Origin of the sequence: Citrobacter europaeus (genome assembly GCA_020099315.1) — a bacterium.
Classification (GTDB): Bacteria; Pseudomonadota; Gammaproteobacteria; order Enterobacterales; family Enterobacteriaceae; genus Citrobacter; species Citrobacter europaeus.
This window is the reverse complement of record CP083650.1, coordinates 960,884-976,994: the sequence shown is the minus strand read 5'-3', so window position 1 is coordinate 976,994 and position 16,111 is coordinate 960,884. Positions and strand designations below refer to the sequence as shown.

The window sequence follows — 16,111 nt, the reverse complement described above, 5'->3', positions numbered from 1 at the left end:
GCAACATTTATGAAACACAACTAAACCCTAATACTCGGTTCCTTACTTTTTGGGTTGGTTATGGCTGATACGCATCTTCCGCCGCGGGTGAACGATGACAAACCGGTTATCTGGACGGTTTCGGTCACGCGTCTGTTCGAACTGTTTCGCGACATCAGCCTCGAGTTCGACCATCTGGCGACCATCACCCCTATTCAGCTTGGTTTCGAAAAGGCGGTGACGTATATCCGCAAGAAGTTGGCCACCGAGCGCTGTGATGCCATCATTGCCGCGGGCTCCAACGGAGCATATCTGAAAAGCCGTTTATCGATTCCGGTGATCCTGATTAAACCCAGCGGGTTTGACGTACTACAGGCGCTGGCAAAAGCGGGAAAGCTCACCTCGTCGATTGGCGTCATTACCTATCAGGAAACCATCCCTGCGCTTCTCGCCTTTCAAAAGACCTTCAATTTGCAGCTTGAACAGCGCAGCTATATCACCGAAGAAGATGCCCGTGGGCAAATCAACGAGCTGAAGGCCAGCGGCACGCAGGCAGTGGTCGGCGCGGGGTTGATCACCGACCTGGCGGAAGAAGCAGGCATGACCGGTATTTTTATCTATTCAGCAGCTACCGTGCGCCAGGCTTTTGTCGATGCGCTGGATATGACCCGGCTGACGCTGCGCAGAAACGGTCAGTACGCCTCTGGCGATACGCTACGCACCCGCTATGCGCTGGGGGATATGCGCGGTCAATCTGCGCAAATGGAACAGGTGCGGCACACCATTATGCTCTACGCCCGTTCGCGTGCGCCGGTGCTGATTCAGGGCGAAACCGGCACGGGCAAAGAGCTGGCGGCGCAGGCCATTCACCGTGAGTTTTTCACCCGTCAGGACAATCGCCGCGGGAAGCCCTCGCCGCCGTTTGTTGCTGTCAACTGCGGGGCAATCACTGAATCATTGCTGGAAGCTGAACTGTTTGGCTATGAAGATGGCGCTTTTACCGGCTCCCGTCGGGGAGGACGTGCGGGCCTGTTTGAAATCGCCCACGGCGGTACGCTGTTTCTTGATGAAATAGGCGAGATGCCGCTGCCGTTACAAACCCGACTACTGCGCGTGCTGGAAGAAAAAGAAGTTACCCGGGTCGGTGGACATCAGCCGATTCCGGTCGATGTACGTGTGATTAGCGCCACTCACTGTAATCTGGAGCAGGAGATGAAGCAGGGAGAGTTTCGTACCGATCTGTTTTATCGCCTGAGCATTTTACGCCTTAAGCTGCCGCCGCTACGCGAGCGGTTGCCCGACATCCTGCCGCTGGCGGAAGGCTTTTTAAAACAGTCGCTGGCGGAGCTGGATGTGCCGTTTTCTGAACCCGTGCGTAAGGGGCTGGGACTGAGTCAACCGACGTTGCTCAATTATGGCTGGCCGGGAAATATCCGCGAACTGCGTAATATGATGGAGCGTCTGGCGCTGTTTTTAAGCGTCGAGCCGCAGCCTGAGCTGAATGTACAATTCCTGCAGCAGTTGTTACCGGAACTGGTCGTTGCTGCTGACTCCCCGCAGCTATCCACATCGTTGACGCCGCAGCAGGTGCTGGCACAATTCAATGGTGATAAAACCGCGGCTGCACGCTATCTCGGAATTAGCAGAACCACGTTCTGGCGCAGATTAAAAGAAAACCCGCCAGTACAATGACCGACGGGTGGCGTATTTTTCACAGCAGCACGTTATTTTTTCTTGTAAATATTAGCTGTGCCATGGATTTTGTTATCCGTTTGGCCGGAGGTTAATACCACCACATCAGCGCCTTTCTCTTCAGCTTTCTTCAGCAGCTCTTCTTTAGCATCTGCAACAGAAACTTCATTACTCGTTGAAATATCACCGATTTTTGTGTACTGCGACTCAACCTTTTCAAACTCAAGTTTTGTCATAAATTCCGCAGCATAGGCGTTGGAAAAAACTAAAGCTAACGCACCAATAAGTACTTTATATCCAGTTTTCATATAAAAGCTCCAGGTTTTGTTATATATGCCATCATCGCCCCCTGAACATTCGACACGCGAGTCAAGGATGATTAATAAGTAGTTCAGGCTGATAAAAAGATCCAGAGCAGGCGGAAATATAAAGATATTTTGCTAATCGTTAAATACGCAAAACGCGCAGTGTGAGTGAATACGCAGAATGACGTGGATACTAAAATTATAGTGTTAGCTGACCCTGCTTCCGCCCTCACTAATGGATACGTTGTCTATGGAACCTCTGCACGCCGTCATACTCACCGTCAGCCTGTTTGTTTTAACTTTTTTTAATCCCGGCGCGAATCTGTTTGTGGTGGTGCAAACCAGCCTGGCGTCAGGACGACGCGCAGGCGTCATGACCGGTCTGGGCGTGGCCTTAGGCGATGCGTTTTACTCCGGCCTCGGGCTCTTTGGTATGGCGACGCTTATCACCCAGTGTGAAGAGATCTTTTCGTTGATTAAGATTGTCGGCGGCGCCTATCTGCTGTGGTTCGCCTGGAACAGCATCCGGCATCAGGCTACGCCGCAAATGGCAACGTTACAACAGCCGCTTTCCGCCCCGTGGTATGTGTTTTTCCGCCGTGGATTATTAACGGATTTATCTAATCCGCAAACCGTGCTGTTTTTTATTAGTATCTTCTCGGTCACCTTAAGCGCTGACACGCCAACGTGGGCCAGGTTGATGGCCTGGGCAGGCATTATATTGTCTTCCGTTATCTGGCGTATTTTTCTCAGTCAGGCGTTTTCATTGCCCGCCGTGCGCCGTGCTTATGGCCGAATCCAGCGGGTTGCCAGCCGGGTGATTGGCGCCATTATCGGTGTCTTCGCGCTCAGGCTTATTTATGAAGGTATTAGCCATCGATAAGAGAGTTTAACTTGACCATCGTGAGGTAATTGTCCGTAATACCGCCTGAATTTTTAATCGCACGTTGAGTGGCAGTGAGATGGAACAGGTTGAACCGGTAAACGACACATTACTCCTTACAGAATGGCAGGCGCTGATACGACAAACATCGCCTGAAGTTCACACGCTCCTGACATCGTTAAGCGATGAAGAGATCCGCCATTTAGTGACCGTTTTTTATGACTATATGCTCTCCCACGCCCAGAGCGCATTATTCCTCAATACAGAACAGGTCAGTACCCGCCTCAGCGGCAGCATGTTTGACTGGCTGCGCAGCGTCCTTGGCAGCGCGCATGAAGATCTCTCGCAACTGCTGGCCAAACAACGCAAAATTGGCGTGGTGCATGCCCGCATCGGTCTGCCCATCGATCTGGTGAACCGCGGCGCGCGTAAGCTCAAAGATGAGCTGTATCGGGTGTTGAAAACCAAAGCGGACTATTCGTCCTCTCTGCTGAGCGATGCTATCTGTTTCAGCAGTCTGGCAATGGATACCGCACTGGAGGCCATGACCGTCTCCTATTCCCCAAGCCATCAAAACTCGCTGCATACTCAGGAGCAGTATCGTCTGCAGACTATTTACGATGACGTTAACGTCGAGCGTGAGCGGCAAATCCGTTCGTTTACTGACTGGGAAAACCAGTTTATCTATAACATTGCCACCGCAATGCCTTTCGGTGAAATGGTATTTCTGGCGAACTCTGATTTTGGTATGTGGTTCTCGCATAAGGGAAAACATATTCTTGGCAACAGCAATTTGCTCAACGAAATGGAATCACTGATTGCAGAGATCGACACTCGTCTGACGACCACCCTGTCACCTCAGCATCAACCGACAGAGCCCGAACGGATGAGCTTATTACAGGATGTTCGCCAGCTCTCAGCAAAAATCCATTTCCTGCTCGCCTCAATGTTTGAGGCGCTGGTTAAGCAGGAAAATGGTAAAGATTCGCTGACCCAGTTGCTTAACCGCCGCTTTATTCCGACCATCATGCGACGCGAAATCTCGCTGGCGTTACATGCGCGTAAGCCTTTTAGCCTGGCAATGCTGGATATCGACTACTTTAAGCAAATTAACGATAACTTCGGACATAATACCGGTGATCTGACGCTCAAAAGCGTCGCGGCGGTTATTTATGATCATATCCGTAGCAGCGATTACGTGTTCCGCTACGGTGGTGAAGAATTTATGATTCTGCTCGTCGAGTCAGATGAATCGCAGGCCAGTATTATTCTGGAAACGCTGCGTATGAAAATTGCCGGGATGCGCATGGCCGCCTCTGCGACAGAAACGTTTTCCATTACCGTCAGTATCGGTATTGCCGAATATGACTATCATCCCGACTACAAACAACTGGTTGATAAAGCCGATCGCGCACTTTATCAGGCAAAAAGTAATGGTCGTGACCGCGTTGAGGTTTATCAGGAATAACCATTGCGCTGCAGAGAAATAAATACCCCGTTCAGGGTATTTATCTGACCTGTGATAAATATCAGGCTGTTATTATTATTCAGGTATTTTCGCATGATAAAAATAACAGCCGCGTAATAAGATGCAAATCAAATACACCAAATCTGAATAGCGCTAGCATATCCCGGTGATGACGCCTTCTGAATGCAGAAGGGGAAATATGAGGGACAGTATAAAATCATGAACGGGAAGAAGAGAACGCGCTGGCAGCGCCGCCCAGGCACGACCGGAGGCAAACTGCCCTGGAATGACTGGCGCAATGCCAGCAGTTGGCGAAAAGCCACCCAATTTCTCCTGCTGGCTATCAATATTTATATTGGCGTGACGTTCTGGTATTGGGTCCGCTATTTCGAAACCGCCGGTACCAGCGTCTATGTACCAAGGCCCGGCGGTATTGAGGGATGGCTACCGATAGCGGGCTTAATGAATATCCGCTATACGCTGGAGACCGGTTTTCTTCCGCCCATCCATGCCGCCTCCATGCTGCTGTTAGTTGCGTTTATCCTGATCAGCCTGTTGTTAAAAAAAGCCTTCTGTTCGTGGTTATGTCCGGTGGGCACGCTTTCCGAACAGCTCGGCAATTTGGGCAAAAAATTATTCGGTCGCAACTTCACGTTGCCGCGCTGGCTGGATATCCCGCTGCTCAGCCTGAAGTATTTGCTGCTGAGCTTCTTCTTGTATATCGCCCTGTCGATGCCCGCCCAGGGGATCCAATATTTTCTGACCTCAGCCTATGGCATCATTATCGATGTCAAGATGCTGGATTTCTTTCGCCATATTGGCTCCGCCACGCTTATCTCCGTGGTGGTTATCAGCATTCTGAGTCTGTTTATTCGCAACGCCTGGTGTCGTTATCTGTGCCCTTACGGCGCGTTGCTTGGGCTTTTCTCGCTGCTCTCACCGTTTAAAATCCGCCGCAATGCCGACAGTTGCATCGACTGCGGGAAATGCGCGAAAAACTGCCCGTCGAATATCCCGGTAGACAGACTGATTCAGGTGCGAACCGTGGAATGCACTGGCTGCATGACCTGCGTTGAATCCTGCCCGGTAGCCTCAACGCTGAGCTTTTCCCTGCAGACACCGCCAGGTGCGCAAGGCAACGGTGGTAAACCATTATGGCGCCAGACGGCGCTGTCGGGTGTTGCTATGACAATACTGGTGCTGGGAATTCTGTTTGCCACTATTGGTTACGCTGTATATGCCAATGTCTGGGATACACCGGTACCCGATCACATGTATTTCCAGCTGATCCCGAAAGCAAACATGATCGGCCATTAATTCTTTATCAGTCTGTTCAAAAACCCTGCCAATTCTGGCAGGGTTTCCCGCCTGTTACATCATTTTAAGACTATTGAACTTGTGTCATCGTGTCCTCGTTTATACAACCTTAACTATCACCCGTAATCATTTCTCTATTCTGTTATGGGCGACTGGGACCACAATAATGAACGGGATAACATCATGACTAAAATAAAACTGGCACTGCTATTACCTTTATTTCTGGCGGGCTGTACGATGAGCGACGGAGAATTAAGAAACGCCTACGCTCAGCATTATCAGCAACCCGCCGCCTATGTCGATATTTATAAGCAGAAAATAGCCAGCATGGATATTAATGCGCTGGCCCAATACGCCGCCGCAGAAGACAAGAAAAAAATGCGTGGGCAGCCAAGGCTGAAAATCGACGAATTCATTACCATTGAGAACGTGCAGGCGAAAGGAAATCGGGTGGTCTACGATTACTCGCTGTCCGAAAGCTGGCTGGCGCTGTCTGCAGATAAACAGCGCGAAAAGCAGACCAATATGAATAAAGACCTGGTCTACCGTACCTGCTCGCTGGAAACGGTACGCCTGGCGCAGGCCAAAGGGCTGGAAGAAGAGCATAACTACTACAGTCAGTACCCGGACAAGGTCGCCTTTACGCTGAGAACCAGCGCGCAAATTTGTATGCAAAACGGTTTTACAAAATAGCCGCAATCCACTATGCCTGATGCGCTGCGCTTATCAGGCATACATTTTGCGCACTGCCGGAGGCCGGATAAGGCGCCAGCGCCGCATCCGGCTAAAGCATCAGAACTTCCACGAAACGCTACCAACAATGCTGCGCTCGGCGCCGAAGTAGCAGTACGAGAGCGAGTTACAGGCCGCAACGTAGCGCTTGTCGGTCAGGTTGTTGACGTTCAACTGCGCGCTCAATCCTTTAATGCCGATATTCGTTAAGTCGTAGCCAATTGCCATATCCACCAGCGTGTAGGACGGCAGAGTGTGAGTATTCAGGCGATCGCTGGCAATACCATTCACATAACGTACGCCTGAGCCCAACGTCAGGCCGTCCAGCGGGCCGCTTTTCACCTCGTAGCTCAGCCAGGTACTGGCCTGGTTACGCGGGGCATACACTGCGCGCTTACCCTGCTCTTCCGGGCTGCTTTTCTTATAGCGAATGTCGGTATAGGTATACGCCGCCTGCAAACGGAAGCTATCCGTCAGTTGGCTAATTGCCTCCAGTTCCACCCCTTCAGATTCAATTTCCCCAATCGAGCGGTACGGATCGGTCGGCTCTTCTTTGGTGGCGATATTCGTCTGATTGATACGGAATACCGATGCGCTGAACTGGCTGTTGAGCCCTTCCGGCTCATATTTCAGCCCGGCTTCCCACTGCTTGCCTTTCATCGGATCCAGCAGATTACCGTTCTCATCGGCAAAGCTGGTTGGCGTAAAGGCAGTGGAATAACTCACGTACGGCGCAAAGCCGTTATCGAATAAATAGAGCAGCGCGGCGCGGGTACTGAAGTTGTTTTTATCCAGATCGCTGCGGGTATCGTTGATCTTATCAATGTTAGAGACGCTGACCTGATCGTAGCGACCGCCAAGCGTAATACGCCAGCGATCCCATGACATCTGATCCTGTAAATAGTACCCCGTCTGACGCAGCTTGTGCTTTTCGCGCGCATACATGTCGATGTAATCAGGCTTCGCGCCGTACACCGGATTAAAGGCATTAATCGGCGGGAACGCGCCGTAGTAGCCAGTGGTATTATTGCTGCGATCCTGATAGTCGATCCCCACCAGCAGACGGTGGTTAACCTGCCAGGTATCAAAGCTGCCGTCGAGCTGGTTATCCAACGTAATCGCCGACATTTTTTCATCGGAGCCGGAGTAGCCGCGATTAAGTTCGGTTTCATTCAGCCAGCCCGCCGCATAGACCTGGTTCAGCTCCACGTCGGTATGCAGGTAGCGCAGCTTTTGCCGCACCGACCAGCCGTTATCAAACAGGTGCTCAATGTTGTAGCCCACCATGTTTTCACGGCGATCGTATTTATCATAATCATCCTCGCCTTCGTAAAAGGTGTTGGAGATCTTTTGTCCGTAATGCGGAACCACGGTGCCGTCATACGGCAGACCAGAATGGCTACCGCCTTCCGGGTCACGGTGCAGATAGGCCATCAGATCCAAACGCGTCTGGTCGGTGATGCGCCAGGTCAGGCTGGGCATCAGCGCATAACGTTCTTCCTTCAATGGACCAAACTGCGAGTCCGCGTAACGCGTCATTCCGCTCAGTCGCGCCGCCACGCGATCGTTATCATCCAGCGCCCCGGTGACGTCAAACGCCGCGCCGCGTTGGTTATTGTTGCCGGCAAACAGCTTTACTTCTCCACCCGCATCAAACGATGGCTTACGTGAGGTCAGCGCCACAATACCGCCCGGAGAGGAGCGGCCATACAGTACGGAAGCCGGGCCGCGCACCACTTCGATATCTTCGAGGAACCACGGATCGACCACCAGCGAGCTGTGAGAGTTGGTGTCGCCCATCATCTTCAGACCATCGAGATAGACGTTGTCCAGGCTGCCGTCAGAAAAGCCGCGCAACACGATGTAGTCAAAGCGATTGGAAGCGCCAATCTGATTGCTGTACACCCCCGGCGTATAGCTGACGGCCTGGCGCACGCTGGTTGCGCCCTGCTCTTCAAATTGTTCACGGGTAACGATCGATACCGACTGCGGCGTTTCAATATCCGGCGTGGCAAGCTTCGTGGCCCCGCTCTGCATCTGTGAGGTGACAACCACCGTATCGTTTTTTGTTGTTTCCTGCGCCAGCAGAGGAAAAGCCACGCTGCCGGTAACCCATCCCACCAGCAGCGCCAAGCGAGTCTTCGCGAACATGAATATCTCCAAAGGCATGTCTAATTGTAATTGAGAATTATTACCTTTTTGCTGACGGAGATAGCTATGCCGGATGCCAGGTTGCCTATGCGCAGTGCCAAATTGTCAGGAAATCACGTGCGTAAAACGCAAATATGGATTAGCAAGGTTTGAGCAAATCGCCCGGCGAAAAGCCGTAACGGCGACGAAAAGCGGTAGAAAAGTTGGTGGCGTGCTGATAACCCGACATCCAGGCCGCCTGTTGTACGCTGTATCCTTCCAGTAGATAGCCGCGCGCACGTTCCAGACGGCAATCGCGCAGGTAGTCGAATACCGAACAGCCATAGGCCGCGCGAAACTTACTGCGCAGGCTGCTGGGACTCATCGCCGCGCGTTGGGCCAGTTCATTAAGGGTGTAGTCATTTTCGGGACTCTGCTCCAGCAGACGGCGAACGACCTCCAGCCGTTGTTGCTCACCGCTGGCCGCAAGGCGTTTGCCGCTCTCAACCTGACACACGCTAAGGCCATGGCCGAACAGTTGTAATATCAGCCCTTCCAGCATCAACTGGCGAGAAACATGGCTAATCGTGCTCTGCTGCGCGTACTGCAGTCCGCTGAGTAAAAACCCCGGTACCTGCCATATAAGCGTCGGTGTCTGGCATCTTTCCCACTCACGCATCAATGATTCAAGCAACCCCGTGCGCCACGCGCCGTCGGGATACAGACCAAGCGATAAGGTTCGCAGTTTGCAGTCGGCATGATGGCGGGCACGCATCGTCTGGTGCTCGCTCAGGCGTGAGCTAAACGCCATCCCGGAACGCACCATATGCTCCTGCCCGTTGAGCGTCAGGATCACGCAACCTTCCATGACTACCAGCATATAGAGAGGGCTGCTGTGGCGGGAGGTGGTTTCGTAAGGTTGCAATACCTGTACGTCGGAGTGCGTCACGCACATCCCGCAGGGGAGCGTCATCTCCTCCACCTCACCTTGCAGAACGGGGCTGCAGGACGGTAAATCCGGCTTTTGCGCCAACAGGGGAAAACGGTAATCAATCCCGTAGCGTTCACCAAAATCCATAAACTCGCTGACGGAAAAGGTGCGAGCAACGCGTCTGGAGGCATTCAGGGCGGTGGTGTTCTTCATGCTGTCTTCTGCACAGGAAATGGGATTAACGATTTATCACTGAAGCAACATTACCATTCCCTGAACAACACGACAATAATAATGAGAACTATTATCAATTAAATAATAACGCAGTCTCTCGCCAACCCGCCATCTCATCAGGCGGAATAACCCACTGATGAGATGAGCAGCGCCGGGTTAACGCCCTGAACACTATGCTACGATTTTTCTTCCACCTGAAACACAGCCACCGCCTCGGACAGCATGGCCGACTGCTCTTCCACACTGCCTGTCGTGGCGGCAATCTCCTCAACCAACGATGCGTTCTGTTGAGTCACTTGCTCCATCTGCGTTACCGCGACCCGGATCTGTTCAATACCACGGCTTTGTTCTCCTGATGCGCCGGAGATATCTTCCATTAATACGTTGATGTTGCGTATCGCTTTGGCGAGATCCGCCATCATGACCCCACTATTTTCAGCTATCTCAACGCCTTCTTTGACGCTGATTGCCGCTTTGGCTACCAGTTCACTGATCTCTTTCGCCGAGGCGGCGCTACGCTGGGCAAGGGTTCTGACTTCACTGGCTACAACGGCAAACCCACGCCCGGATTCACCTGTGCGTGCTGCTTCAACCGCGGCGTTTAACGCCAGGATATTGGTCTGGAACGCAATACTATCAATAACATGTGATATTTCGTTTACGCTTTGCGCATTGATGCTGATCAGGTGAATTTTCTCGACCATCTCACTCATCAAACGCTCGCCGCGCAGGGCCATTTCTGTGCTTTCACTGGTCATGGCAGATGCCTGGTGGGACTTATCGGAGTTATTTCTTGTCGTTACCGAAATCTGTTCCATGCTGGCAGCTGTTTCCACTACTGCCGCCGCCTGCTGCTCCGTTCTGGTCGATAAGTCTGAATTACCGGAAGCAATTTCCTGCATACCCGTATTAATCGATTCGACGCCATCGCGAATGGTGCTGACCGTCTCACGCAGACCGTTCTGCATATTTTGTAAATTCAAACACAACAGACCTATCTCATTATTACCCGATACCTTAACCGGATGACTCAGATCGCCTTTGCCAATCCGTGAAAAATGCTCAGACACGATATTTAATGGCCGAATGATTGTCCGGTTCATCCAGATATTGCAGATAAAAAAGATAAGTACTGTTACCATCAGGATCACAGATACCTTCAGTACTGAATTATTAAACTGAACGTGGGTCTGTTCTACGATCTTTTCACCGACCAACAGTGTTGATTTGTAATAATTCTCCACCTGGCTATCAAAGTTTTTGCGAATAGCAAGCAGTTCAGGCTCGATAGTTACCTGTGTATCCACAATACTGCCGGTAGAAATCATCTCATTTAATTTATCAACATGTTTTTGTGCCGCATTCATTTGTTGTTCAAATGCTGCCCTGATAGCTTTACCGATCTGCGGATCATCAGCGGTTAAACCTGGTATGTCCCAGAAATTATTGAACTGTTTTCTGGCTTTACCAATCTCCTCTTGCGCCTGGCTCAATGTTTGTTGGGTATCAGACACATTATTCAACTGAATATTATCAAGTCCCCCTCTTATTTTATAAACAGCCTCAGCAACCTGATGCAATGCATCCTGTTCCTTAATGACATTATGCAGTAAAAGTGTACTTTTTTGGTTCTCTTTGAGATCGATGAGCTCAAATCCATTAGAAAAAAACTGCATAAAAGTGAATAACAACAGCAATAATAACAGACTGGTTTTAATCCTCATATCCTTTAACATTTGAACATCTCCATAACAATAAAGTTCATCCACGACCTAATTGTTATCGACCCGCAAAGAAATACCTTAACCTGTAAAATGGTTAATTATCAGAACGTATTTTTGCTGGCTTTCTCGTCATAAATTAGTTGCACGATCCCACACTCTGCGGCCGGCCGCATATATCTCAAGCAGGGATAAATAAAACCAGAACAAACCCACATTAATATTATTTATGGATAATAAAATGATACGCAAATTGAACGCCAACAAGCCATTGAGAATAGCTGAGTTGGCGTTATCTGACTTAAACCAGGCAGCGAATATAGACGGTAACCTCTGCCTGTCTATCGCCCGGAACCCGCACCCAGGACAACGAATCAACGGTGATTGGCGCCATTTCATTTTCTAAGCGTAATAAAGGCGTACTGCCATCTGGCGTACCTGTGCTTTCCGCTATCTCGAGAACGCCCCGAAAAGAAATGGATACGTTGTCTGGAATATTAGACAACCTAATCCATTCACTGCCGATCGCTAACTTTCGCGTAAACATTCGCTATCCTTGGCGCGTGGTTTATATCCGATACATTGATATGTAGAACAATACATTGTTCGAATTATCAGCACACTGCTCAGTTCGTCAGTTAAGCATTACTTACCTGAAGAAAATGGAAGTGGTAAAACTCATTCGATATGTGCTTTACAAATTCAACTGCGAGGTTATGTTTGATGAAAGTTAACTTTGCAAACTCAACATCACCATACACCCGGATACAGAAGGGGTTAACAATCTCTCCCTGAATGCCAAAGCACTCCTGAAGTCTGGTGTCATCCATAAAAATAAAATTACCGTCTCTTACCTTAATTTTTTCATGCAGATCTCGCCATTTTTCCGGCGTAAGCAAAAAACTTTCCCAGCCATTATTTCTCAATACCTCGATCGTATGAGTAAACTTAAAATAGTCGTTTTGCATTGTTACATCACCACTCGAAGTCGAGTACAGGTATTCTATTTTAAATTTAAGCTGTGCATTGATGCTTTTTTTCTTTCCTTCATCAATTAACCACTGAAGCTCATTGACGATACTCCTTGAAAAGAGTTTTCTTTTTTTAGCGATGGCCAGCCAATGCATAATAAAAAGATGTTCTGACATTTTAGAGTTAATCTTACGATCCTGTGTTGCAATACCGATTGCAACTAATGCACTCCAGGTAAACGCTTCCAGGTCATCCTGATAATGGTGTCGTAACGTACTAACTTTTCCTGAATCTTTTACCACTGAAACCTGCCCAAATAAATCATTATTTCATGTCAACCTTGCATCATTCCATTTAAAAAGTACTACAACTAAAAACCTCAAAATATGATCCAGATTAATATATTTCAATGTAAAAAAAGAACCCTGAAACACATTATCTTTATTAATCATTAATAGTTGAAAGGTTGACCACAAATAATAAGAATAGCTCAATAAAGCTGAAAGCTAATAATAATTACCAGCAATCAATGCAACAACATATCAAACCAGAAAACCTCCAGATTCAATGAATCGGAGGTTTGCCTGTGCCTGCAATTGTTAATAGAAAATACCGATGATCAGAGTATGAGTAACAAAACCTACGATCAACGGCACGGCGGTCCGTTTCACCACATCAAATGGGGTTATTTTGGCTCCGCTGGAAACGGCAATCACCACGCCGGATACCGGTGAAATTGCCCGTCCCATATGCGATGCCTGCTGCATCGGCAGGATCATGGCAACAGCATTAGCCCCCATGCTGGCGGCGATTTGCGGGATGAGCTCAACAAAGGCGAGGAATGGCGCATTTCCCGAGCCCATAATGATAGCCGCGGCCAGCGTCACCAACGCAAATACCACCGCCATGGCAAACGGTGGTAACCCCACGTGTTCAGCCATCAGTATAAGTTGGTCGATCGCACCGATAACCTTAATGCCATGAGCAAAAACCCCCGCCGCCACCAACAGTCCAACCACGCCAGTAAACGCAGTGCCCATTCCCTTAAGGAAATGGCTGAATCCTTCGCATACCGACTTTAAATCACGCACCCGCAACCACTCGATCAGCATACAGATTGCCATTGAAATGAGGACAATGGTGATAATATTCAGGTTAATACCGCTGACGAACATCTCGGATGATCCCACTGCCATCAGAATTGGTAGCATCGGAAGCAGCGCGTAAAATGCCGGAGCTTTTCCTGAGTCAGTCACCTCAGCGCTACTGATTTCCCGTGGTAACGTCCCCGCTTTACGGTCACAATGTCGCTGCCAAAAAAAATGGCAAACGCCGACGACCAGAACCGTTGCCAGCGCGGCGGGTCCCTGGTGGTAGACAACATATTCCACCACATCCATATTGACCGCTTTAGAGCCCCGGATAGCATCGATTGCCGTCGGGGTGTAAGCCACGCCAAGCGAAGTGGCAATAACCCCGGCAGCCGAAGCCGCAGAAAGCCCTAATCCCAGCATAATGGGGAACATCGTCCCCATCAGCAATACGGCAAGCCCGGTTGCTGAAGGAATGGCCAACTGCAGGAGGCTGGCGAGCAGGTAGGAGAAAAAGAGCAGCACATAGGGTGAACGCAGCGTCCGTAAGGGTTTCGTGACGACGCGCACGACCGCTTCATTTGCCCCGATGTGGTCCATGTAATGCGCAAATCCCATTAACGCCATGATCATCAGGCCGAGATCGGCGGCACGGGTGCTGAAGAGATCGCGCATCACCTCGAAAGGATCAAGGAAGGAAATCCCCGTACTGGCAACGCCCTTCGGTAATACCGTCCCCCATCCGGTTAACGCGGTGCAAATCATCAGAACTAAGCCCGCAATAAATAGCACAGGTTCAGCGCGATAACCTTTCAGAATCAGACGCGCCACCATCACGATAACCAGAAGCGCGATTAACACCTGAATCATGGCTGAGCTCTCCGCTGCGAGAACTCAGTATACGTTTCCTCAATGACCGCCACCACGACATCGCTGGCAGCCCGTAAGGAACGTACCGGCAGATACTCATAAATTGAATGGAAGTTATGAGCACCGGTAAAAATATTTGGGCACGGCAATCCTTTTTGCGACAGAACCGCGCCATCATACCCGCCACGCATAGCGACAGGGGCTGGGGTAATGCCACATTTCTGATAAGCGCGTAATGCAATATCAATCGGATAGCGCGCATCACCCTGCAGGCTATTAAACACATTCTGATAGCGATCGGCTAAATGACAGACCACGCTGTTTTCTCCCCACAGCGCACAGGTGCTTACGGCAAGCTGACGGATAAACGCCATTCGCGCCTTATAACCTTCTTCACTGAAGTCGCGGATATCCAGCTTAAGGACCGTACGGGCGCTGTTACCCTGTAGCTGTTTTACCCAGTAATAACCTTCGCGCCCTTCCGTATACTCAGGCGCTTCTCCCCCTGGTAGCATCGCAATAAACTTATGCGCCATCAGCAGCGAGTTCTTGAGCTTACCTTTGGCCGACATCGGGTGTGCGGACTGCCCGGTAAAGATGATTTCCGCATCACCCGCATTCCAGTTTTCGTAAACAAACTCACCGATACCGCAGCAGTCCAGGGTATAGCCAAAATCAGCACCAAATGCCGCAACATCAAACGCTTTTGCGCCACGCAGGCCCTGTTCCTCGTCCGGGACAAAACCGACTTTCACCGGCCCATGTTTAATCTCCGGATGCGTAATCAGATACTCCAGGGCATTCATAATTGCGGCGATGGCGGCTTTATCGTCTGCTCCTAACAGACTGGTTCCATCCGTTACCAACAGGTCATCACCGATATAATTTTTCAGTTCTGGAAATTCACTTTCGCGCAGGTAAATATTCAGCTCTTTGTTCAGGCATAAATCCCCCCCGCGATAATGCAGACGCTGTGCTTTGGTGTCTGCGGTCTGTTCCGCACTGGTATCCAGATGACCAAAAAAGGAGACCACCGGGATCGCGTCATCGGTATTGCCAGGTAAGGTTGCCGTCACAATAGCGGTATCCCTGACCTCAATGTTTTCCATTCCTAATGCTTCAAGTTCTGCTGCAAGCAGTTTTGCCAGTTCCATTTGACCTGGGGAAGAAGGCATTATCCCATTAGCGCCGTTTTCCCTTGATGTCGTGGTATTGATTTTCGTGTAGTTTATAAAGCGTTCAACAATATCCATTCCAGGTGATCCTTAATGTATCATTTAAGAGGTACTGCGAGAGAAGACCAGCATGCAGCGCGGGTTGATGAATCTGAGAACCGAATAAAATCAGCGTTCATCCCAGAACGCTGATTTTATGGGCACTACGACAACGATTTATATAAAGGAAGATAAAAAGGCCAGTGGTTGTACCTGTGATTAAAAACTCCTTTCTGATTGATGAAATCATATTCCCTGTCTGTTTTTACTGCTATTTCCCATGGTGTTGAGCTAACAGAAGTCATAAATAGTATCCGTATACCTAAGAGATAATAGAAATCATTTAGATTCCTGTATTCTGCACCGGTATAAGACGTACCATCGCTATATTTTTTTAATGAACGAATACTGTTACAGCTACATGCAACCGTTTGCACTTCTCTACAAATAGCCAGTTAGCGCACTAAAATCCGTGAACAAAATCACAATTACTTCAAAATCACGCTTTTCTCATTATCATGAAAAACAGTTAGTTATAAGAGAAATCATATAATACCTCTATAAATTAAGGT

Annotated in this window: 13 protein-coding genes; 5 read left to right on the top strand and 8 right to left on the bottom strand. The window is 49.5% G+C overall.

Features of this window, described 5'->3' with window-relative positions:
• Nucleotides 1-60: 60 nt before the first annotated feature.
• Nucleotides 61-1,671: a propionate catabolism operon regulatory protein PrpR gene (gene prpR, locus LA337_04595; GenBank protein ID UBI16981.1), complete on the top strand. Its 1,611-nt coding sequence runs from the start codon at nucleotides 61-63 to the stop codon at nucleotides 1,669-1,671.
• A gap of 32 nt (nucleotides 1,672-1,703) precedes the next feature.
• Here the strand turns inward: prpR and yahO are convergent, their stop codons facing one another.
• Complete coding sequence (yahO, locus tag LA337_04590; GenBank protein UBI16980.1) at nucleotides 1,704-1,979, bottom strand: DUF1471 family periplasmic protein YahO; 276 nt, start codon at nucleotides 1,977-1,979, stop codon at nucleotides 1,704-1,706.
• 247 nt (nucleotides 1,980-2,226) lie between these two features.
• Between yahO and LA337_04585 the strand changes: the two genes are divergently transcribed.
• The 4 genes from LA337_04585 to LA337_04570 all read left to right on the top strand — a co-directional run bounded on the left by LA337_04585 (nucleotide 2,227) and on the right by LA337_04570 (nucleotide 6,337).
• The gene (locus LA337_04585) at nucleotides 2,227-2,859 is read left to right on the top strand and encodes a LysE family transporter (protein ID UBI16979.1); all 633 of its coding nucleotides are present in this window, start codon (nucleotides 2,227-2,229) and stop codon (nucleotides 2,857-2,859) included.
• 79 nt (nucleotides 2,860-2,938) lie between these two features.
• On the top strand, nucleotides 2,939-4,327 hold the full coding sequence (locus LA337_04580; protein ID UBI16978.1) for a diguanylate cyclase: 1,389 nt from the start codon (nucleotides 2,939-2,941) through the stop codon (nucleotides 4,325-4,327).
• A 219-nt stretch (nucleotides 4,328-4,546) separates the two neighbouring features.
• Nucleotides 4,547-5,644 (top strand): 4Fe-4S binding protein, encoded by a 1,098-nt coding sequence (locus LA337_04575; GenBank protein ID UBI16977.1) that lies wholly within the window; start codon nucleotides 4,547-4,549, stop codon nucleotides 5,642-5,644.
• 183 nt (nucleotides 5,645-5,827) lie between these two features.
• Nucleotides 5,828-6,337 (top strand): hypothetical protein, encoded by a 510-nt coding sequence (locus LA337_04570; protein UBI16976.1) that lies wholly within the window; start codon nucleotides 5,828-5,830, stop codon nucleotides 6,335-6,337.
• Between the two features lie 99 nt (nucleotides 6,338-6,436).
• Here LA337_04570 and foxA read toward each other — a convergent pair whose 3' ends face one another.
• From foxA to pepT, 7 genes are all read right to left on the bottom strand, one after another.
• Entirely contained in the window at nucleotides 6,437-8,545 is a 2,109-nt protein-coding gene (foxA, locus tag LA337_04565) for a ferrioxamine B receptor FoxA (GenBank protein ID UBI16975.1), read from the bottom strand.
• 121 nt (nucleotides 8,546-8,666) lie between these two features.
• Nucleotides 8,667-9,650, bottom strand: coding sequence for a helix-turn-helix transcriptional regulator (locus LA337_04560; protein UBI16974.1), 984 nt, complete (start codon nucleotides 9,648-9,650; stop codon nucleotides 8,667-8,669).
• 197 nt (nucleotides 9,651-9,847) lie between these two features.
• Complete coding sequence (locus LA337_04555) at nucleotides 9,848-11,407, bottom strand: methyl-accepting chemotaxis protein (GenBank protein ID UBI16973.1); 1,560 nt, start codon at nucleotides 11,405-11,407, stop codon at nucleotides 9,848-9,850.
• A gap of 286 nt (nucleotides 11,408-11,693) precedes the next feature.
• Nucleotides 11,694-11,939, bottom strand: a complete 246-nt coding sequence (locus tag LA337_04550) for a hypothetical protein (GenBank protein UBI16972.1) — start codon at nucleotides 11,937-11,939, stop codon at nucleotides 11,694-11,696.
• Nucleotides 11,940-12,030: 91 nt separating this feature from the next.
• Nucleotides 12,031-12,666 carry a DUF2913 family protein gene (locus tag LA337_04545; GenBank protein ID UBI16971.1) on the bottom strand — a complete coding sequence of 212 codons (636 nt, stop codon included), beginning with the start codon at nucleotides 12,664-12,666 and terminating at the stop codon, nucleotides 12,031-12,033.
• Nucleotides 12,667-12,963: 297 nt separating this feature from the next.
• Complete coding sequence (gene dcuC, locus LA337_04540; protein UBI16970.1) at nucleotides 12,964-14,325, bottom strand: C4-dicarboxylate transporter DcuC; 1,362 nt, start codon at nucleotides 14,323-14,325, stop codon at nucleotides 12,964-12,966.
• Entirely contained in the window at nucleotides 14,322-15,578 is a 1,257-nt protein-coding gene (gene pepT, locus LA337_04535; GenBank protein UBI16969.1) for a peptidase T, read from the bottom strand. Before pepT ends, dcuC begins: the two co-directional genes overlap by 4 nt.
• Nucleotides 15,579-16,111: the final 533 nt, after the last annotated feature.

Coding starts and splice junctions, on each gene's coding strand:
- prpR (UBI16981.1), top strand. CDS start 61: ATGGCTGATACGCATCTTCCGCCGCGGGTGAACGATGACAAACCGGTT.
- yahO (UBI16980.1), bottom strand. CDS start 1,979: ATGAAAACTGGATATAAAGTACTTATTGGTGCGTTAGCTTTAGTTTTT.
- LA337_04585 (UBI16979.1), top strand. CDS start 2,227: ATGGAACCTCTGCACGCCGTCATACTCACCGTCAGCCTGTTTGTTTTA.
- LA337_04580 (UBI16978.1), top strand. CDS start 2,939: ATGGAACAGGTTGAACCGGTAAACGACACATTACTCCTTACAGAATGG.
- LA337_04575 (UBI16977.1), top strand. CDS start 4,547: ATGAACGGGAAGAAGAGAACGCGCTGGCAGCGCCGCCCAGGCACGACC.
- LA337_04570 (UBI16976.1), top strand. CDS start 5,828: ATGACTAAAATAAAACTGGCACTGCTATTACCTTTATTTCTGGCGGGC.
- foxA (UBI16975.1), bottom strand. CDS start 8,545: ATGCCTTTGGAGATATTCATGTTCGCGAAGACTCGCTTGGCGCTGCTG.
- LA337_04560 (UBI16974.1), bottom strand. CDS start 9,650: ATGAAGAACACCACCGCCCTGAATGCCTCCAGACGCGTTGCTCGCACC.
- LA337_04555 (UBI16973.1), bottom strand. CDS start 11,407: ATGTTAAAGGATATGAGGATTAAAACCAGTCTGTTATTATTGCTGTTG.
- LA337_04550 (UBI16972.1), bottom strand. CDS start 11,939: ATGTTTACGCGAAAGTTAGCGATCGGCAGTGAATGGATTAGGTTGTCT.
- dcuC (UBI16970.1), bottom strand. CDS start 14,325: ATGATTCAGGTGTTAATCGCGCTTCTGGTTATCGTGATGGTGGCGCGT.
- pepT (UBI16969.1), bottom strand. CDS start 15,578: ATGGATATTGTTGAACGCTTTATAAACTACACGAAAATCAATACCACG.